Source organism: Actinokineospora auranticolor, assembly GCF_002934265.1.
Classification (GTDB): Bacteria; Actinomycetota; Actinomycetes; order Mycobacteriales; family Pseudonocardiaceae; genus Actinokineospora; species Actinokineospora auranticolor.
The window spans coordinates 119,704-139,241 of record NZ_PTIX01000020.1 but is presented as its reverse complement, the minus strand read 5'-3'; the positions used below and the strand labels follow the sequence as shown (position 1 = coordinate 139,241).

Genomic DNA, 19,538 nt, shown 5'->3' with positions numbered 1-19,538 from the left:
CGCACGCCACGAGAAGTGCACCACGCATACCACGCTCGAAAGTCAGCGATACCGACCGTTGTTTAGCCGCTGTCCGGAGACTTCGAGGCACCCCACTGGTGGATGCGAGGCCGCTGCGGTGGCGGGGTTGTGCCGCGTTCCGGATTGGTCGGGGCGTGCGCCCGCGATCACTGGCGCGGGTGGCCGCTCGATGCGCCGGGAGGTCGCGTGGGAGCTGGCCGGGCTGCGTGGCAGATGTCCGCGCGGGGGTGGTTCGGGGGGTGTTGATCTGTTTCATGTGGACCTTCGAGGTTCGGTGGTGTGGGTGTTCGGGTCAAGCGGCGCGGCGTTCGCGGAATTCGAGGGCCGTGGCGACGTGGTCCGAGGTTGGTTGGGGTTGGCCCGCCAGGTCGGCGAGGGTCCAGGCGATGCGGACGCACCTGTCGGTGCCGCGGGCGGTGAGGGTGCCGGTGGTCAGGGCGCGGTCGAGGATGGCGGTGGTTTCCCGCGGGAGCGCGAAGTCGCGGCGCAGCGATGGGCCGGGGACTTCGGCGTTGGTGCGCCAGCCGCGGGCGGCCCACCGGTGGACGGCTCGGTCTCGGGCCTGCCGCACCCTGGCCCGGACGGTTGCCGTGTCCTCCGGCGCGACGTCGAGGGCACGGGACATGGCCGTGATGGGGCGCATGCGGACGCGGAGGTCGACGCGGTCCAGCAGCGGGCCGGAGAGGCGGGACAGGTACCGGCGGCGGGTGATCGGCGTGCACACGCAGTCGGTTTCGCGGGGTGGTGCGCACGGGCAGGTGTTGGTGGCGAGGACGAGTTGGAAGCGGGCGGGGTACGTGACCACCCCATCCCGGCGGGCCAGGCGGATCTCGCCCTCTTCCAACGCGGTGCGCAGGGCCTCCAGCCGGTCGGACGCGAACTCGGCCGCCTCATCGAGGAGCAGGACGCCGAAGTGGGCCTTGCTGATCGCGCCCGGTTTGGCGATACCCACCCCACCTCCGACCAACGCGGCAACCGAAGTCGTGTGGTGCGGGGCGATGAACGGCGGGACGGCCACGAGCGGAGCGTCCGGCGACAGGTCACCGGAGACCGAGTGGATCGCGGTGACCTCCAGCGCCTGCTCCCGCGACAGCAGCGGCAACAACCCCGGCAGCCGCTTGGCCAGCATCGTCTTCCCGGTGCCTGGCGGACCCGCCAGCAGCAGGTTGTGCCCGCCCGCGGCGGCGACCTCCAACGCCCATCGCGCCTCGGGCTGCCCCACCACGTCAACCAGGTCAGGCGGAGCGGTGGTCGGATAGGTGTCGCCCTGACCGGGTGGGCACAACGCCTCAACGTCGCCCTTCGCCCAGGCCAGCACTTGCCCCAGGTTCGCGGCACCGAGCACTTCGAGGCCGTGGACCAGCGAGGCCTCGGCCAACGCGGACTCCGGGACCACGGCCCGGCGGAGGCCCGCGCGGCGGGCGGCGAGCAGGCAGGGCAGCACGCCCCGCACCATCCTCAGCCTGCCGTCGAGGGCGAGTTCGCCGACGAGGACCGTGTCGTGGAAGGGGTCGGGTGGGAGTTTCTGGTCGGCGACGAGCATGGCGACCGCGAGCGCCAGGTCGTAGCCTGCCCCGCCCTTGGGCAGTGCGGCAGGCGAGAGGGCGAAGGTGACCAGTTGGTCCGGCCACGCCAGCCCGCTGTTGCGCACCGCCGCGCGCACGCGGTCCTTGGCCTCGTTGAGGGCGGCGTCCGGCAGACCGACTATCTGCGTGCGCGGGCGGCCACCGCCGATGTCGGCTTCGATCTCGACGGGGATTCCGTCGACCCCGAACAGCGCCACCGACCAGATCCGGGCGAGCACCATCTCAGAGCACCCCGCGGTGGTGCCGGAGGGTGGCGGGGGCGGCGCGGGGGACCAAGACGGCGATGATGTCGAACCTGGTGCGGCAGGGGGCGATGCCGTTGTCCTGGCGCCAGCGGGTCGCCAGGGCGCGGATGCGGTTGGCCTTGGCGTCGGTCACCGCGGCCGCGGGTGGGCCCAGTTGGGTGCCGGAGCGGGTCTTGACCTCGCAGACGACGAGTTCGCCGTGGTGGTCGCAGATGATGTCCAGCTCGCCCAGTTCGCAGCGCCAGTTGCGGGCGAGGATGACGTGGCCGGTGCTCTCCAGGTGCCGCGCGGCGATGTCCTCACCGAGCGCGCCCAAGCGCAGGTGTTTCGCCATGGCCCCTCCTGTCGGGTCTCGGCACGGCGGGGTGCCGTGTCCGATGTCGACAGTGCCGCCCGGCGCGAGCGGGTGGCGGGGGTGCCGGATTTCGGTGGATGAATCCGGGGTATGTGGATAACTCGGTCACGCGATCGTGTGCCGCGCGCCGGGCGGCACGGGCTGCGGGAGAGCACCGGACGGCGACGGCTTGCGGCAGGGGCCGACCGTGGGAGGTGCTTGGCGGGCACGGTCGCAGACGGCGTGCTGGAGACATCAGCCAGCGGAAGCCGCAGCCACGTTGCTCGTGGACTCGCCGGGCAGTTGGCCGGCGTGAAGTTCGCGGCCAGAAGCCCTGGCGCACCGGGCCACCTGGTAGTCAGCGCCCACGTGCCGTTGGCCACCTCGGCCACACGACGGAAAGTCCGCACCTGGCTCCGAAGAGTGGCGGAGACGCCAACGGCCCGGAGGCGGAGATCGGGAGCCGATACGCGAAGCGGCCCCCGCTGGGAGGGCGGGGGCCGCTTCGCGGTCAGCTGCCGAAGGGGCCGTCTTCCGGGAGGCGGAGGTCGGGTTTGTCCAGTTCCTCGACGTTGACGTCCTTGAACGTTATGACCCTGACGTTCTTCACGAACCTCGCAGGCCGGTACATGTCCCAGACCCAGGCATCGGACATGCGGACTTCGAAGTACACCTCGCCGTCGGCGTCGCGGACCTGGACGTCCACGCCGTTGGCCAGGTAGAACCGCCGCTCGGTCTCGACCACGTAGGCGAACTGGCCCACGATGTCGCGGTACTCCCGGTAGAGCTGCAGCTCCATCTCGGTCTCGTACTTCTCGAGATCCTCCGCGCTCATCTTCCCGCGCGCCCCTCCTGGTCGTGACCCTGTCCCACCGCTAGTGCGGGGATCCACCATTCTGAACCACAGCCGCCGCGGCCACACTCAGCGCCACCCGGTGTGGCGCGCGCAACCCCTTCGCCAGCCCGGCCGCCGCGACGTTGGCGTAGGACCAGCGGTGCTCGTGGCTGGGGCCGTGCTCGCGCAGCGCACGGGTGTGCACGCCCGTGCAGTAGCCCTTGTGCACGTCGAACCCGTACGCGGGCAGGTCCCCGTGCAAGCGTCCCATGATCCGGTCTCGGGTGACCTTGGCCAGGACCGAGGCGGCGGCCACGCAGGCCGCGGCTTGGTCGCCCTTGAGGACCGGCATGCTCGGCGCGGTCAGGCCCGGTACCCGGAAACCGTCGACCAGGACGTAGCCGGGGTGGGTGGCCAGCCGGGCCACCGCGCGGCGCATGCCCTCGATGTTGGCGACGTGCACGCCCATCAGGTCGACCTCGGCCGCGGGCACCACGACCACGGCGTGGTCGACCGCGCGCTTGAGCACCAGGTCGTACATCCGGTCGCGCGCGGCGGCCGTCATCAGCTTCGAGTCGGTCAAGCCGTCGAACCGGGCCGCGTCCCCGGGCCGCAGCACGCAGGACGCGATCACCAGCGGACCCGCGCACGCCCCCCGACCGGCCTCGTCCACCCCCGCCACCGGCCCCAGCCCGCGGCGGTGCAGCGCGGTCTGGAGGCTCCACGTGCCGGTGTCACGACGCAGGACAGCCCGCGGGGGCCGTAACGCCTCCGCCGTCAACATCTCCGTCACCGCTTCCCCCTCCCGCCACCGCGAACGGCATCGCGCAGCCGCCTGCCGAGCCACAACGTCGGCCAAGCCGCCGCCAAGCCCACCCCGGCCGGAACGCCGGTCTGCCACGCGGGTGCCGACAGCGCCTGCGGGTTGTGGTCGCCCACCCCCTGCCACCGCGACGGCGGCAGGATGATCGTGCGCGCCTTGCCGATCACATTGTCCACCGGCACCAGGCCGTTGGGGCCGCCACCACCCTGCACCCGCGAGTCGGCGGAGTGGTTGCGGTTGTCCCCCATGACGAACAGCATGCCCTGCGGCACCGACACCGGTTCGAAGTCCTCTTGCCGACGGTCGCCGTACGGGTCGTAGTGCACGTACGGCTCGTCCAACGGCTTGTCATCGACCAAGACCCGGTTCTGGTCGTCGCAGCACCGCACGGTCTGACCGCCGACCGCGATCACCCGCTTCACCACGTCGTCCTCGTCCGGCGCGGCGAACCCGAACTTGGCGCCCACGTCCTGCAACCAGCGGACGAACCCGTTGTCCGAGCGCGGCGCCACGAACTCCGAGCGGTTCCACGTGTCCGGCCGACCGAAGACGACCACCTCGCCGGGTTCGACGTCGCCGAACACGTAGACGACCTTGTCCACCAGGATCCGGTCGCCGTAGCAACCCTCGCAGCCGTGCAGGGTCGCCTCCATCGACTCGGACGGGATCACGAAGACCCGCGCCACGAACGACTGGATGACGATGGTCAGCACCAGCGCGACGCCCAGCAGGATCGGCAACTCGACCCAGAACGGCAGTCGCCGCCGCTTGGCCTCCGGGACCTCGGACTCGTCGTCGTCCGCCGGGTTCGCTCCTTCCGACACCCGACCAGCCTATCGACCCCGACCGGCGAGCTTGCGCCGCAGCCGCCTGCCCAGCCACACCGTGGGGAACGCCGCCGCCAGACCCGCCCCGGCCGGGATGCCCACCTGCCACGCGGGCGCCGACAGCGACTGGGCCTGCGGGTTGTGGTCGCCCACCCCCTGCCACCGCGACGGCGGCAGGATGATCGTGCGGACCTTGCCGATGACGTTGTCCACGGGCACGAACCCGTTGACCCCGCCGCCGCCCTGGATGCGCGAGTCGCCCGAGGCGTTGCGGTTGTCGCCCATCACCCACAGCATCCCCGGCGCCACGGTGACCGGCGCGAACGGGCGCTGCTCGTCGTTCTCGGTGAGGTGGTGGATGTACGGCTCGTCCAGCGGCTTGCCGTCGACCAGCACCCGCTGCTGGTCGTCGCAGCACTGCACGGTCTGACCGCCGACCGCGATCACCCGCTTCACCAGGTCCTCGTTGCTCGGCTCGGCGAGGCCGAACTGCGAGGCGAAGTCCTGCGCCCAGGCGAACAGCGCGTTGTCGGAGCGGTTGGCGGGCCCGTCGGAGTTCCAGGTGTCGGGCCGCTTGAACACCACCACGTCGCCCGGCTCGGGGTCGCGGAAGTAGTAGACGACCTTGTCCACCAGCACGCGGTCGCCGTAGCAGCCGTCGCAGCCGTGCAGGGTCGCCTCCATCGACTCCGACGGGATCAGGAAGACCCGCGCGATAAAGAGCTGGATGACGATGGTCAGCGCGAGCGCGACGCCGAGCAGGATGCCCAACTCGGCGAAGAAGCCCCGCTTCTTGGACTGCTTCTCGGGCTCATCGGGCTTTCCCAGCTCCTCGGGCGTCGGGTCCGACGCTGGCTCGGTGTGCCCCACTTCCGGCGATTGCGGGGTTTCCCGCGTGGAGTCCGTTTCGACGACGTCGAGATCCTCGGCGCCGCGTCGATCCCCTGGCACGACACCGTCTGCGTCCGACAAAGCTAGTCAGCCTTCCTGGGTACGAGGACGTTCTTGAGCCTGCGACCGATCCACAGCACCGGCCAGGCGCCCGCGAAGCCGACCCCGATGGGGACGCCCTCCTGCCAACCGGCCGCCGAGAGGTCCGGACCCGCCTGGGGGTTGTGGTCGCCGATTCCGCGCCACCGCGACGGCGGCAGCACGATGTAGCGGGCCTTGCCGATCACCTTGCCGAGCGGGACGACACCGCGCACACCGCCGCCGCCCTGGATCCGGGAATCGCTGGAGTTGTTGCGGTTGTCGCCCATCACCCACAGCGTGCCCTCGGGCACGGTAACGGGGTCGAACTTCATCTGCGAGTTCGGCACGCCGTTCTCCCAGTACACATACGGCTCGTCGAGCGGTTTCCCGTCGACCAGCACCCGGTTCTGGTCGTCGCAGCACTCGACGGTCTGCCCGCCGACGGCGATGACGCGCTTGACGAAGTCGCGCTCGTCCGGCGGCGCGATGCCGATGAACGAGCCCGCGTAGCGCAGCGAGTTGACGAGGAAGTTGGCGGGCGGCGACTTCACGTCGTGCTCGGTCCAGGTGTTCGGGCCCTCGAACACCACGACGTCACCGGGCGTGGGGTCGCGGAAGCGGTAGACCACCTTGTCCACGAACACGCGGTCGCCCTCGCAGCCGGGGCAGCCGTGCAGCGTCTGCTCCATCGACCCGGAGGGGATGGAGTAGACGCGGCCGACGAAGTGCTGGATGAGGAACGTCAGCACCAGCGCGATCGCGACCAGGGTCAGGATCTCGCGCCACAACGGCTGCCGACGGGGCGGACGGCGGTGCCTGCCGCCGCGCTTGCGCCTGTCCTCGGATTCCTTGTCGCGCCCACCATCGGCACCCGACCCCGGGTAGCGCTCACGGGTACGAGCGCGCACGCGCGGGATGAGCGCGGTGAGGTCCGCGTCGGATTCGCGGCCTTCTGCCGAAGAAGTGGTCGACAGCGCCGTCGGCGGCTCGTCGTCGTCCTCGGGGGCCTCGATGTCGGGCGGTTCGTACAGCTCCGGCACCGGGATCATGTCGCGACGGGACACGCTGCCCGGCGTCGTGCGCCGCACCGCGGGCAAGTCCCGGCGGGACGGGCTGTCCACGGCCGCAGCCGTGTCCGACTTGGACGGTTGGTCCGCCGATGGGGGGTTCTGCGGCGCCACCGGGCGCACGTTCTGCTGCGACGGCGGGGTCACCGCACGCATGTCCGGACGCGACGGCGGATTCGGGTCCGGCCGCTGCGGTTGACCGACCGGCGGCATCCCGGGACGCGACGGCTGCTCCACCGGAGGCAGGTTGGGCCGCGACGCCTGACCGACGGGAGGCATGCCCGGGCGCGAAGACTGGCCAACCGGAGGCGCGGTGGGCCTAACCGGTGGCATGTTGGGACGAGATGCCCGACCGACCGGCGGTTGATCCTGCCGAGACGGTGGCTGCACCGGGCGCGGTTGCGGCCCGACGATCGGAAAACCCGGGCGCGACGACTGCTCCCCACGCGCCGGAGCGGGCCGCTCGGGCGGCAGCGGGGGCAGGGTCGGATCGGTGTCGTCCGTCGGCACCGGACCGGGCTGACGCGGCGGCGTGACCTTGGCCACACCACCGGGTGACTTGCCCGCAGCGGGGCGCGGCGGCGGGTCGATGGCACGCGTCGGCGACTCGGGGAACCAGTCCGCAGACTCCGCGGGCACCGCCGGGTCCGGCGGCCCGAACCAGAACTCGGGCGTCGCGGGAGCGACCTCGGGGAGGTCCGGCACGCGCGGCGGGCGCTTGATCGGCTCGGTCCGCGCGTTCTCGCCCCGGCGGGTCTGCGAGCCGTTGACCAGGTGCTTGCTGATCTGGTGACCGTTCAACGCGCGTTGGTCGCGCTTGTTGATCGGCTCCGTCGACCTGTTCTCGTTCACCCGCTCCGCCGCGGCTCTGCTCTCCGCCGGATCTTGCGAACGGTCGACCGCCTCCCTACGGGAGCGTTCCGGCTCGGCCGCGCCATCGGGCGGCACACTGCGAGGAGGACGGTCGACCACGCACCTGAGAGTACGTGAGCGGGTGTGCTGACCGCGTCAGGAAGCGGTCTGCGGCTCGCGCTTCTCCTTGATCTTCGCGGCCTTGCCGCGCAGCTCGCGGAGGTAGTAGAGCTTCGCGCGGCGCACGTCGCCGCGGCGGGCGACCTCGATCTCGGCGATGTTCGGGGTGTGCACCGGGAAGGTGCGCTCCACGCCGACACCGAAGGAGACCTTGCGGACGGTGAAGGTCTCGCGGATGCCACCGCCCTGGCGGCGGATGACCACGCCCTGGAAGACCTGGACGCGGGAGCGCGAGCCCTCGATGACGCGAACGTGGACCTTCAGCGTGTCACCCGGGCGGAAGTCCGGGATGTCGGAACGCAGCGACTGGGCGTCCAGGGCATCCAGGGTGTTCATCGGTAGTCCGTCCTCGTCTTCGCAAGAGAAACAAATTCGTCCTGGTCGGAGGCGTCCGGCAATCGAACAGGCCGACCGGGGATGGCAGCGGTGCGCGCCGCTTGGCGCGTCAACCCGGAAAGTATGTCACGCGCGGTCGTCGGACCCGAAATCGGCCCCCGCGCGAAGGGTGTCCAGCTTAGCCCGATCGTGCTTGTCGAGGCTGCCGTCGGGCAGCGCGGTCAGCAGGTCGGGGCGGCGGTCGAAGGTGCGTTCCAGCGACCGGTCGCGGCGCCACCTGGCGATCGCCGCGTGGTTGCCCGAGCGCAGCACGTCCGGCACCGGCCGGTCGCGCCACACCTCCGGGCGGGTGTAGCTGGGGCCCTCGAGCAGGCCGTCGGAGAACGAGTCCTGCTGGGCGGAGACGGGGTTGCCGAGCACGCCGGGCAGCAGCCGGGCGACCGCCTCGACGACCACCATGACCGCGACCTCGCCGCCGACGAGCACGTAGTCGCCGATGGAGACCTCGTCCACCCGCATCCGGGTCGCGGCGTCGTCGACGACCCGCTGGTCGATGCCCTCGTAGCGGCCGCAGGCGAACACCAGCCGCGGCTCGGCGGCGAACTCGTGCGCCATGGCCTGGGTGAACGGCCTGCCCGCGGGGGTGGGGACGACCAGCCGGGGTGCCGGGTCACCGGCGCAGACCTCGTCCAGGGCCTCGCCCCAGACCTGGGGCTTCATCACCATGCCGGGACCGCCGCCGTACGGGCTGTCGTCCACGGCCTTGTGCACGTCGTAGGTCCACTTGCGCAGGTCGTGGACGGAGAGGCTGAGCAGGTCCCGCTCGATCGCGCGACCGAGCAACGCGGTCCGCAGCGGTTCGAGGTAGTCCGGGAAGATCGTGACGACGTCGATGCGCACTACTCGATCAGGCCTTCCGGCGGGTCGAGGACGACCCGGCCGCCGCGCACGTCCACCTCGGGCACGATCGCGCGGACGAAGGGCACCAGCAGCTCGTCGCCGTCCACGCGGTCGATGACCAGCGTGTCCCCGGCGGGGCCGTGGGTGATGTCGCGGACGGTGCCCACGCGGGTCCCGTCGACCAGCACGGCGGACAGGCCCGCCAGCTCGTGGTCGTAGAACTCGTCCGGGTCGTCGATGGGCGGCAGGGCCGCCGGGTCCGCCAGCAGCAGCGCGCCGCGCAGGCCCTCGGCGACCGTGCGGTCGGGGACCTGGGTGAAGCGGAGCAGCAGCCGCCCGGCGTGTTGCCGGGCGGCTGCGACGGTCAGCGGCTGCTCGGACCCGTCGCGCAGGCGGGCGGTCACCGTCGCGTCGATCGCGAACCGCACCTCGGGCGAGTCCGTGCGCACGTCGACGGCGAGTTCGCCGGTGATGCCGTGCGCCTTGGCCACCCGGCCTACCAGGACCAGGTCCAGTGCTGCCATGTCCGTCACTTCGTCCGTCGTCACCGGGAGAGGGGTCTGTCCGAGTTCACTGAGCGGTCGGCGCCGTTCAGTGGTCGGTGTCGACCACGTCCACCCGGATACCGCGACCGCCTACGCCTGCCATGACGGTCCGCAGCGCGGTCGCGGTGCGGCCGCCCCGGCCGATCACCTTGCCGAGGTCCTCCGGGTTGACGTGCACCTCGAGCGTGCGACCACGGCGCGTGGTGACCAGCTCGACCTGCACGTCGTCGGGGTTGTCGACGATGCCGCGCACCAGGTGTTCCAGGGCGTCCGCGAGCGCACTCACTCGGCCGCGGCCTCGGTCTCGGCGGGCTCGGAAGACTCGGCCTTCTTCGGCTGGGACTTCTTCTTCGGGGTGGTCGCGTCGGTGCTGGGCTCCTCGCCCGCCGCCTTCAGCGCCGCCTCGAACAGCTCCTGCTTGCTGGGCTTGGGCTCCTTGACCCGCAGGGTGCCCTCGGTGCCCGGCAGGCCCTTGAACTTCTGCCAGTCGCCGGTGACCTCCAGCAGGTGCTTCACCGGGTCGGTCGGCTCGGCGCCGACGCCCAGCCAGTACTGGGCCCGCTCGGAGTCGACCTCGATGAGGCTCGGCTCCTCCTTCGGGCTGTACCGGCCGATCGTCTCGATCGCCTTGCCGTCGCGGCGGGTGCGCGCGTCGGCGACGATGATGCGGTAGTACGGCGCGCGGATCTTTCCGAGGCGCTGCAGCTTGATCTTGACGGCCACGGGTAGGGGTGCTCCTCAAAGCTCTCGGTAGTGCTGGTGTCGAGTGGTGCTGACCCGTGTGGGGTCGGGTCGCCACACCCGGAGGTTCTTGGCGTCACGGCACGGTGAGAGGGTCCGGCCACGACGGACAGCAGGTAATTGTGCCAGACGGGGTCCGGGGGTGGTAACTCGCGGTCAGGTCGCGAAGGGGACGACCGCGATTCCCGCGCCGTCGAGGGCGGCGCGGACGGCTCGCGCGTGGTGCACGGCCCCGGGGGTGTCGCCGTGCAGGCACAGTGAGCGGGCGGGCGTGGCCAGCACAGACCCGTCCACCGCGACGATCTCCCCCGCTTGGGCCAAGCGCAGCGCACGGGCCACTACGGCGTCGGTGTCGGTGAGCAACGCCTCAGGCTCACCGCGCGGGACGAGGGTGCCTTGCGGGGTGTAGCCGCGGTCGGCGAAGGCCTCTTCGACGCCGGTGAGACCCGCTGCCGCCGTCGCGGCCAAGAGACGGGAGCCGGGTAGACCGAGGATCGGTAGGTCGCCGAAGGCGCGCACACCGTTGACCACGGCGGCGGCTTGGGCTTCGTGGTGCACGGTGGCGTTGTAGAGCGCACCGTGCGGTTTGACGTAAGAGACCCTGGTTCCCGCCGCGCGAGCGCAGGCCGCCAACGCGCCGATCTGGTAGAGCACCTCGTCGGCCAGCCGGTCGGGTTCCACGTCGATGAAGCGGCGCCCGAAGCCCGCGAGGTCCCGATAGGACACCTGCGCGCCGACCGCCACTCCCCTGGCCGCCGCGGCGGCGCAGACCGCGCGCATCGTGCTCGCGTCCCCGGCGTGGAAGCCGCAGGCGACGTTGGCGGAGGTGACCACGTCGAGCAGGGCCTCGTCGTCGCCGAGGCGCCAGACGCCGAAGCCCTCGCCCAGGTCGCTGTTGAGGTCGACCCCGCTCACTGCATGACCCCGAGGGTGATGAGCAGGACGGCGAGCGCGGGAAGGAAGTTGTTCACCTGGTGGGCCACGATGCTCGCGCCGAGCCTGCCGGTGAACATGCGCGCGAGGCCGATGGGGATACCGACGACGAGGAGCAGCGAGGTGCGCAGCGGCTCTAGGTGGCTCACAGCGAAGATCGCGGTGGACAGGCCGAAAACAGCCCACCGGCCCCATTGGAGCCTTTCCAAGGCCCCCCAAAGCAGGCCCCGGTAGATGATTTCCTCGAAGAGGGGCCCGACCAGCCATACGTAGAGGAAAAGCACCACCGCGGCCACTACGGGCATGGTCTGGTCGTCGACGAGGGTGCCCAGTGACGAGGTGGCGTTGTCCTCGCCCACTACGCGCGCCCAGATTGCGGCGGCGACGGTCGTGCACACCAGGCCGATGAGGCCGAACTTGAGTCCCGCGCGCAGGTCGTGGCGGTTGTAGGACCAGCGCAGGTCGATCTTGGGCCCGTTGCCGCGCACGACGGTGACCAGCAGCGTGGCCAGGGTGGCCAGCGCGGTCGGCAGGATCGTGCCGATGATGATGACCACCACGGAATCCGGTGAGCCGGGGCCGACCGGACCGAGCAGGGCGTTGATCATCACGGCCGACAGCACGAAGATGGCGAAGACGAGCAGGAACGCGCCGAAACCCCACTTGTGGTCGCGCGCGGGTACCGCGGGCGCGGATGGGGCCGGTTCGGTCGTCGGTGCGGCGGTCGGTTCACCGGGCGACGGTGGCATCCACGCCTCCCCCGTTGGTTTTCGCGGGCTCTGTCCGGTCACTGTCGTCGGGGCTGCCCCACCGCGGCGGGTCAGCCGACCACCCTGCCTCTCAGGATGATCCTTTTCGGCGTGCGCAGCACTTCGAGGTCCTTGCGCGGGTCCGCGTCGTAGACGACCAGGTCGGCGGCGGACCCCTCGTCCAGCGCGGACCACCCCAGCCACCCCCGGGCCGCCCAGGAGGCCGCGCCGATGGCGTCCTCGGCGGACATCCCGGCCCGGTGCAGCGCGGCGACCTCGTCGACGATGCGGCCGTGCGCGATGCCGCCCCCGGCGTCGGTGCCCGCGTAGACCGGCACGCCCGCCTCGACCGCGGCGGCGACCATGGCGCCCGCGCGGGCGTGCAGGTCGGTCATGTGCCGGGCGTAGGCGGGGTACTTGGTGGCCTTGGCGGCGATGTCGGGGAAGTTCTCGATGTTGATCAGGGTGGGGACCAGCGCGGTGCCGCGGCGGGCCATCTCGGCGATGACGTCGCCGGTCAGCCCCGTGCCGTGCTCGATGCAGTCGATCCCGGCGTTGACCAGGCCGGGCAGGGCGTCCTCGCCGAACACGTGCGCGGTGACCCTGGCCCCGGCGGCGTGCGCGACAGCGATGGCCTCGGCCAGCACGTCGTCCGGCCAGAGCGGGGCGAGGTCGCCGCGGTCGCGGTCGATCCAGTCGCCGACGAGCTTGACCCAGCCGTCGCCGTAGGCGGCCTGCTCGGCGACCGCGGCGGGCAGCTGCTCCGGGTCGCCGACGTCCACCCCGAGGTGCGGGATGTACCGCTTCGGGCGGGCCAGGTGCCTGCCCGCGCGGACGATGCGCGGCAGGTCCAGGCGCTCCTGCAATGGCCGGGTGTCGATCGGTGAGCCGCAGTCGCGGATGAGCAGGGTGCCCGCGTCGCGGTCGGTCTCGGCCTGCGTGGCGGCGGTGTCGAGGTCGACCGGTCCCTGCGGGCCGATGCCGACGTGGCAGTGCGCGTCGACCAGGCCGGGCAGCACGTAGCCGCCGTCCGCGACGGTCTCCGCGCCCGGTACCGGCCGGGTGCGGACCCGGCCGTTGACCACCCAGAGGTCGCGCTCCTCGTCGCCGGGCAGCACGACGCCGCGCACGTGCAGCGCGGTCATGGCTTCTTGGGGAACTTGAGCTTGGAGGGGTCGAAGCCGGGGGGCAGCCCGTCGAGGCCCGCGAGGCCGGGCGGGATCTGGTTGAGGCCCGGCGGCATGCCGGACAGGTCGGGGAACCCGCCGCCGGGCAGCCCGCCGCGCACCTTGGGCGGCGTCGGGCCCTTGCCCTTGCCCTTCTTGCCCTTGCGGCCCTTGGCCTGCTTGCGGGTGGCCGAGCGGCCGCCGGGCATGCCGAACCGGCCCGCCATCTGCTGCATCATCTTCTTCGCCTCGAAGAAGCGGTTGACCAGGTCGTTGACCTCGCGGACCTGGACGCCGGAGCCGTTGGCGATGCGCAGCCGCCGCGAGGCGTTGATCATCTTGGGGTCGGCGCGCTCGGCCGGGGTCATGCCGCGGATGATCGCCTGCAGCCGGTCGATGTGCTTCTCGTCCACCTGGGCCAGCGCGTCCTTCATCTGGCCCGCGCCGGGCAGCATGCCGAGCAGGTTGGCGATCGGGCCCATCTTGCGGACCGCGAGCATCTGCTCCAGGAAGTCCTCCAGGGTCAGCTCGCCGGTGCCGATCTTGGCCGCGGCCTTCTCCGCCTGCTCCTGGTCGAAGTGCTGCTCGGCCTGCTCGATGAGGGTGAGCACGTCGCCCATGCCGAGGATGCGCGAGGCCATCCGGTCCGGGTGGAACGCGTCGAAGTCCTCGAGCTTCTCACCGTTGGAGGCGAACAGGATCGGCGCGCCGGTGACCTCGCGGACCGACAGCGCGGCACCACCGCGGGCGTCGCCGTCGAGCTTGGTGAGCACGACGCCGGTGAAGCCGACGCCGTCGCGGAACGCCTCCGCGGTGGACACCGCGTCCTGACCGATCATGGCGTCCACGACGAACAGGACCTCGTCGGCGCCGATGGCGGCCTTGATGTCCGCGGCCTGGCGCATCAGCTCCTCGTCGACGCCGAGGCGGCCCGCGGTGTCGACGACGACGATGTCGTGCTGGTCGCGGCGGGCCGCGTCGATGGAGCGGCGGGCCACGTCGACCGGGTCGCCGACGCCGTTGCCCGGCTCGGGGGCGAAGACCGCCACACCCGCGCGTTCGGCGACGACCTGGAGCTGGGTGACCGCGTTGGGCCGCTGGAGGTCGCAGGCGACCAGCATGGGGGCGTGCCCCTGGCCCTTGAGCCACCGGGCGAGCTTGCCCGCCAGGGTGGTCTTACCGGCGCCTTGGAGGCCGGCGAGCATGATGACGGTCGGCGGCGTCTTGGCGAAGGTGAGCCGCCGGGTCTCACCGCCGAGGATCGCCACGAGCTCCTCGTTGACGATCTTGACGACCTGCTGGGCCGGGTTCAGCGCGCCCGACACCTCGGCGCCCTTGGCGCGGTCCTTGACCCGGGCGATGAACGTGCGCACGACCGGCAGCGCGACGTCGGCCTCCAGCAGCGCGATGCGGATCTCGCGCGCGGTGGCGTCGATGTCGGTGTCGCTGAGCCGTCCCTTGCCCCGCAGGTTCTGCAGGACCGAGGTGAGCCTGTCGGAGAGGGTGTCGAACACGGGTGCGGCACTCCAGCGTTGCGGGTCGGTGGTGGCGGCCGCGGTGACCGCGACCCTGTCGAGGGTAGTCGCCCGGTCCGCGCGGCCGCCCGGATGTCCAGGTACCGGCACTTGGGCGACCTGTGGACAACTCGGCGCACGGGGTCGGTTCCCGGTGCTAATTTCGCCGGGCGCTTGATCGAACCGCGGTCGGGCGAGGACCGATTCCCGTTGGGGGAGCGAGGAAAATGGACGACAGCGAGCGGGGCACGAGCGTGGTCGCCGCGCGGTTGGCGGTCGTGGCGGCGGGGGTGCTGGGCGTCGGCGCGGTGACGCTCTACAACAGGTTGTCCGGCCCCGGTGAGCGGCTGGTCCTGCTGATCGCGGTGATCGCGGTCGGCGCGGCGGTGTGGCGGTCGCCGAGGATGGCGGTGGCGGTGGGCTCGCGGTTGAGCGCGGGCATCGGCGCGGGCGCGGTGTACGTCGGCGCCCAGCTGCTGGGGCCGGTGCTGGTCGTCTCCGCGCTGGAGCGCGGGCAGCGGGGGCCGTCGGTGTGGGTCGTGGTGGTGCTGATCTACCTGCCGGTGCTGGTCGCGCTGGTGGCGCTCGCGGTGGCCCGGCGGGTCGCCGGGGTGGTGGGGTTGGCGGTGCTGCTGCCCACCCTGGCGCTGATGCTGCTGGTCGTGGGCGAGGTGAGCCAGCTGACGATCACGCTGACCATGCTGGGCATCGCGCTGGTCGGTCTGGCGGTGGCGCTGCGGGCACCGGACGAGTCGTCGCGGGACCGGTACCGGTTCGGCGCCACCCTGGGGGCGGTGGCCGCGGCCGGGGTGGTCGGCAGCGGTGTCCTGCCGTTCAGCGCCATCACCGACCCGGACTCGGCGCTGCGGGTGTTCAAGGGCGCGGCGCTGGACAACGGGCCCCGGGTGGCGGCGGTCGTCGTCGGTCTGCTGATCGCTGTGGTGCTGGCGGTGTTGGCGGTGCTGCGGCGGGACGTGATGAGCGGTGTGGTCGCGGCCGCGCCGTTGCTGGTCCCGCAGGTGGAGCTGCTGTCCGGTCGGGGTTCGGACGAGACGCTCGTGGTCGTGGCGGTGTTCCCGGTCGTGGTGGCCGTAGTGGCGCTGGCCGGGGCGCTCTTACCGGCGGCGCGGGCCGTGGCGGACCGGGTGGCGGGGTGGCTGCGCCCCGGTGGGGCGACGTCGAGGCCCGCGCTGGTGGCGGTGGCCGTCGCGGCGCTGCTCTCGTTCACCACGTCCGCGCTGCCCGTGCTGCGGTGGGAACCGCGGCTGGGCACCGCGGTGGCGGTGGCGGTGTGCGCGCTGGCGGTGGTGACCGCGTTGCGCCTACCGGGGATGCCCGGCGTGCTCGTGGCGACCCTGGCGCTGCTCGGGCTGTCGTGGAGCGGGTCGGTGTACTGGCTCGTGGTGGGCATCAACATCGAACTGCAGTGGCTGACCGTGCTCGGCGCCGTGCTGGGGCTGGTGGTGGCCGTAGTGGTGACCTGGCTGCTGGTGCGCGCACACCGGCACCCGGCCGTGGTCGTGGCGGCGGCGTACCTGTTGGTGGGTCGGGTGGCCCAGGTGCTGTGGGAGGCGGTGCACCCGTCCTACAACGACCTGTTCGGTGGTCTCGAAGCGCAAGAGGCGGACGCGGTGACGATGTTCCTGCCGCTGATCGTGCTGGGTGTCGTCGGTGTGGTCGTGGTGGCGCGCGGCCGGACGCCGTTCGCGGTGGCGAGCGGGCAGGGGATGGCGGTGCTGGCCGTGGGCGCGGTCGGGGTCGCACTGCTCTCGGTGCTCGCCGGGTTCGCGACCAGGTTCAACTCCGCGCGCGCGGAGCTCGAGGCGAACCTGTCGCCGTTCACCCCGACGAAGGTGCAGCTGGCGAGCAATTCGCCGGACGACCCGGGTGTGGTGACGCTGGTCGTGGTGCTGTGCGTGCTGGCGCTCGCCATCGCCGCGGCGACGACCGCGGCCAAGCGGCCGTCGGCGGCCCTGGCCGCGGCGGTGGTCTTCACGGTCGTCTGGGGCAGCCACATGGCCACGGCGGCGACGTTGTCGACGGGTGGCGGCAGCGGGTTCTCCACGCTCATGTACGTGGCGTTGATCCTCGGCGGCGCGGTCGGGATCCTCGCGATCGTCATGGTCCGCAGGGCTCCCGACGAGGTACCGCCCTGGATCGCCGTCAAGGTCAACGAGTCCTACGGCTCCGCGCACTTCCGGGCCTCGGCGCCGCGTCCGGTGCGGGACGCGCCGTTACCCGACGAGGACTCAGCGGAACCGGAGGAGCCGGAGGAGCCGACCACGGGCGAACCACCTACGCGGCCTGAGTAGGAGGACTCGACCGGGGGTGGGGCCCGACCCCTCGACGGGCCCCTCCCGGTGAGTGCCACACCGGACAGGGGTCCGTGTGGGTTCACCACCCTCCCCGGTGGTTCACCCGGTCTCGCTCCCCTGTCCACCCTGCTCGGCGTGACAGGGGAAGTCTTTCGCGTCGGTGGTGGCCGCCACAGCGTGATGGCCCCCGGGTAGGGGTGCGTAGGACTACTCAAACCGCGCGCAGGACGGCTTGTTCGATCGTCGTGCGCCAGGTCGGGGCGGGGTCGGCGGCGAAGCTGAACGAGTCGACGGCCGAGCCGCCGAGGGTGGCCGCGCGGGCCCAGTTGATGTCCACGCCGAGCCGTTCGAGGGCGTCGGCGACGCTGTGCAGGAGGCCGAGCCGGTCGGCGGCGCGCAGTTCCAGGACGACGGCAGCCGGGTCGGGGCCGCCCGCCTCGTGGTCGAACCACAGCACGCGGGGCGCGGGGGCGTCGGCGGGGCGACCGCCGTAGTCGCGTTCCTTGGCGGCGAGTTTCTCGGCCAGGGGCAGGGAGCCGGAGGCGGCGCGGGTGAACTGCTCGCGCAGCAGTGCCGGGTCGGGCGGGGAGCCGAAGCGGGGGGTCACCGAGAAGACGCAGACGGCGGCGCCCGCGTGCGTGGCGACGGTGGCGGCGTGCACCTCGAGGGAGTTCAGCGCGAGGACGCCCGCCGCCCGGGAGAGCACGCCCGGCACGTCCTTGGCGACGAAGGTGGCGGTCGTGGTCCGGCCGGTGGCCTCGGCGTCGGACCGGTCGAGCGACACGGCCGGTGTGCCGGTGGCCGCGACCGCTTCGGCGAGGACCCGTTGGGGTTCGTCGAGCGGCACCGGGGCGGGGAGCGGGCCGCCCGCCATCGCGGTGCGGCAGTGGGCGACCAGGTCGGCGACGAGGCGGGCCTTCCAGTCGGTCCACACGCCGGGGCCGGTGGCCTGGGAGTCGGCCTCGGCGAGGGCGTGCAGGAGTTCGAGCAGCAGCGGGTCGCCGTCGAGGGTGTCGACGACCCGGTGCACGGTGGTCTCGTCGTCGATGTCGCGGCGGGTGGCGGTGTGCGGGAGCAGGAGGTGGTGGCGCACCATGGCGGCGAGCACCCGCACGTCCCCTGTGGACAGTCCGAGCCGCTGCCCGACCTGGGCGGCCAGCGCCGCGCCGACCACCGAGTGGTCCTGCTCGCGGCCCTTGCCGATGTCGTGCAGCAGGGCGCCGATGAGCAGGAGGTCGGGCCGCGACACCGAGGTCACGAGCCGGGCCGCGGTGACCGTGGTCCGGACCAGGTGCCGGTCGACGGTCCACACGTGCGCGGCGTCGCGCGGCGGGAGGTCGCGCACGGCACCCCACTCGGGGAACAGCCGCGCCCACAACCCCGTGCGGTCCAGGGCCTCCACCACGTCGGTGAGTCCCTCGCCCGCGCCGAGCAGGGCAACCAGGTCCTGCCGCACCTGCGCGGGCCACGGCTCCCGCGGTTCCGGTGCGGACTCCCCCAGCCGCGCCAGCGTGCCGGGCGCGATCGGGTACCCGCCGCGCGCCGCGGCGGCGGCGACCCGCAGCAGCAGCCCGGGATCCCGTCCCGGCTCGGCGTCCCGGGCCAGGGCGACCTCGACCCCGTGCAGCACAACGCCTTCGTCCAGCGGTCGGCGTCGGGGCGCGCGGCGGAGGAACCCGCCGCGGGGACCGTCGTCGGTGGTGGTCGAGCGGAGGGCGACGTCGAGGGCGTAGGCGACGGTCCGGCCCGCGCCGGAGAGGGCGCGGGCGAGGGTGAAGCGGTCGGCGAGGCCGATGGCGGCGGCGACCTCGTCGCCGTCCTGGGGGCGGAGGGTGTCGCGGGGCTTGCGGGCCAGGCGGCGGAGTTCGGTGCGGGTGTCGAGCAGGAGCGTGCGCGCGGCGGCCACCTCGCCGGTCGGGCGGTCGACGAGGTGGGCCAGGGCCAGGGCGTCGAGGATCGTCAGGTCGCGCAGGCCGCCGCGGCCGTGCTTGAGGTCGGGTTCGACCCAGTGCGCCACCTCGCCCGCCCGCGCCCACCGGGTCCGCACCGACTCGGCCACCTCGGCGAGCCGCCCGCGGGCCCCGGCCCGCCACCGCTCGCGCGCCAACGCGGCCAGCCGGGCGCCGACCTCGACGTCACCCGCGATGTGCCGGACGTCGAGCAGCCCCAACGCGGTGCGCAGGTCCTTGGCCGCGACGGTCAGCGCCTCGCCGACGGTCCGCACGGAGTGGTCGAGCCCGATCCCGGCGTCCCACAGCGGGTACCAGAGCCGGTCGGCCAGCTCCGCCACCGGCCGCTTGCCCTCGTGCACCAGGAGCAGGTCCAGGTCGGCGAACGGCACCAGTTCCCGCCGCCCCAGACCGCCGACGGCGACCAGCGCCACCCCGGACCCGCGACCGCCGACGCCCGCCCGCGTCGCGTGCGCCACGAGCCAGAACTCGTGCAGGTCGACGAGCGCCTCCCGGAGCACGGCCGCGCCGAGCCGGTCGGCGCGGCCGGATCCCGGGGCCAGCAGGCGGTCCCGGGCCCGGCGCAGGTCCGCGGTGCAGTCCCGCGGCCCGCCGGGGGTCGGGTCCTCGGCGGGCAGCGGGTGTCGG

18 protein-coding genes are annotated in these 19,538 nt (G+C 72.6%); 1 reads left to right on the top strand and 17 read right to left on the bottom strand.

Features of this window, described 5'->3' with window-relative positions:
- Window positions 1–313 precede the first annotated feature (313 nt).
- The 16 genes from CLV40_RS28435 to ffh form a co-directional block, all read right to left on the bottom strand.
- Window positions 314–1,828 carry a YifB family Mg chelatase-like AAA ATPase gene (locus CLV40_RS28435; RefSeq protein WP_104482063.1) on the bottom strand — a complete coding sequence of 505 codons (1,515 nt, stop codon included), beginning with the start codon at window positions 1,826–1,828 and terminating at the stop codon, window positions 314–316.
- Window position 1,829: 1 nt separating this feature from the next.
- Window positions 1,830–2,186 (bottom strand): YraN family protein, encoded by a 357-nt coding sequence (locus CLV40_RS28430; RefSeq protein ID WP_104482062.1) that lies wholly within the window; start codon window positions 2,184–2,186, stop codon window positions 1,830–1,832.
- 511 nt (window positions 2,187–2,697) lie between these two features.
- Window positions 2,698–3,021 carry a DUF2469 domain-containing protein gene (locus CLV40_RS28425; RefSeq protein ID WP_104482061.1) on the bottom strand — a complete coding sequence of 108 codons (324 nt, stop codon included), beginning with the start codon at window positions 3,019–3,021 and terminating at the stop codon, window positions 2,698–2,700.
- Window positions 3,022–3,061: 40 nt separating this feature from the next.
- Complete coding sequence (locus CLV40_RS28420) at window positions 3,062–3,805, bottom strand: ribonuclease HII (protein WP_104482079.1); 744 nt, start codon at window positions 3,803–3,805, stop codon at window positions 3,062–3,064.
- A 5-nt stretch (window positions 3,806–3,810) separates the two neighbouring features.
- Entirely contained in the window at window positions 3,811–4,668 is an 858-nt protein-coding gene (gene lepB, locus CLV40_RS28415; RefSeq protein ID WP_104482060.1) for a signal peptidase I, read from the bottom strand.
- 9 nt (window positions 4,669–4,677) lie between these two features.
- The gene (lepB, locus tag CLV40_RS28410; RefSeq protein ID WP_374065756.1) at window positions 4,678–5,622 is read right to left on the bottom strand and encodes a signal peptidase I; all 945 of its coding nucleotides are present in this window, start codon (window positions 5,620–5,622) and stop codon (window positions 4,678–4,680) included.
- 23 nt (window positions 5,623–5,645) lie between these two features.
- On the bottom strand, window positions 5,646–6,683 hold the full coding sequence (lepB, locus tag CLV40_RS28405; RefSeq protein WP_374066469.1) for a signal peptidase I: 1,038 nt from the start codon (window positions 6,681–6,683) through the stop codon (window positions 5,646–5,648).
- A gap of 1,035 nt (window positions 6,684–7,718) precedes the next feature.
- Window positions 7,719–8,078: a 50S ribosomal protein L19 gene (gene rplS, locus CLV40_RS28400; protein ID WP_104482058.1), complete on the bottom strand. Its 360-nt coding sequence runs from the start codon at window positions 8,076–8,078 to the stop codon at window positions 7,719–7,721.
- Between the two features lie 126 nt (window positions 8,079–8,204).
- Window positions 8,205–8,978 carry a tRNA (guanosine(37)-N1)-methyltransferase TrmD gene (gene trmD, locus CLV40_RS28395; protein ID WP_104482057.1) on the bottom strand — a complete coding sequence of 258 codons (774 nt, stop codon included), beginning with the start codon at window positions 8,976–8,978 and terminating at the stop codon, window positions 8,205–8,207.
- A complete protein-coding gene (gene rimM / locus CLV40_RS28390) occupies window positions 8,978–9,502 on the bottom strand; it encodes a ribosome maturation factor RimM (protein ID WP_374065753.1) in 525 nt (174 codons plus the stop codon). The genes trmD and rimM overlap by 1 nt, the downstream gene beginning before the upstream one ends.
- A gap of 67 nt (window positions 9,503–9,569) precedes the next feature.
- Entirely contained in the window at window positions 9,570–9,809 is a 240-nt protein-coding gene (locus tag CLV40_RS28385; RefSeq protein WP_092776549.1) for an RNA-binding protein, read from the bottom strand.
- Window positions 9,806–10,246 (bottom strand): 30S ribosomal protein S16, encoded by a 441-nt coding sequence (gene rpsP / locus CLV40_RS28380; RefSeq protein ID WP_104482056.1) that lies wholly within the window; start codon window positions 10,244–10,246, stop codon window positions 9,806–9,808. Before rpsP ends, CLV40_RS28385 begins: the two co-directional genes overlap by 4 nt.
- A gap of 174 nt (window positions 10,247–10,420) precedes the next feature.
- Entirely contained in the window at window positions 10,421–11,179 is a 759-nt protein-coding gene (locus CLV40_RS28375; RefSeq protein ID WP_104482055.1) for a LamB/YcsF family protein, read from the bottom strand.
- Window positions 11,176–11,946: a CPBP family intramembrane glutamic endopeptidase gene (locus tag CLV40_RS28370; RefSeq protein WP_104482054.1), complete on the bottom strand. Its 771-nt coding sequence runs from the start codon at window positions 11,944–11,946 to the stop codon at window positions 11,176–11,178. Before CLV40_RS28370 ends, CLV40_RS28375 begins: the two co-directional genes overlap by 4 nt.
- Before the next feature lie 71 nt (window positions 11,947–12,017).
- Window positions 12,018–13,091, bottom strand: a complete 1,074-nt coding sequence (locus tag CLV40_RS28365; protein WP_181043781.1) for an amidohydrolase family protein — start codon at window positions 13,089–13,091, stop codon at window positions 12,018–12,020.
- Window positions 13,088–14,626, bottom strand: a complete 1,539-nt coding sequence (ffh, locus tag CLV40_RS28360) for a signal recognition particle protein (RefSeq protein ID WP_104482075.1) — start codon at window positions 14,624–14,626, stop codon at window positions 13,088–13,090. The genes CLV40_RS28365 and ffh overlap by 4 nt, the downstream gene beginning before the upstream one ends.
- A gap of 227 nt (window positions 14,627–14,853) precedes the next feature.
- Here ffh and CLV40_RS28355 point away from each other — a divergent pair, with 227 nt between their 5' ends.
- Window positions 14,854–16,938, top strand: coding sequence for a hypothetical protein (locus CLV40_RS28355; RefSeq protein WP_104482053.1), 2,085 nt, complete (start codon window positions 14,854–14,856; stop codon window positions 16,936–16,938).
- Between the two features lie 214 nt (window positions 16,939–17,152).
- Here the strand turns inward: CLV40_RS28355 and CLV40_RS28350 are convergent, their stop codons facing one another.
- A complete protein-coding gene (locus CLV40_RS28350) occupies window positions 17,153–19,528 on the bottom strand; it encodes a [protein-PII] uridylyltransferase (RefSeq protein WP_104482074.1) in 2,376 nt (791 codons plus the stop codon).
- Window positions 19,529–19,538: the final 10 nt, after the last annotated feature.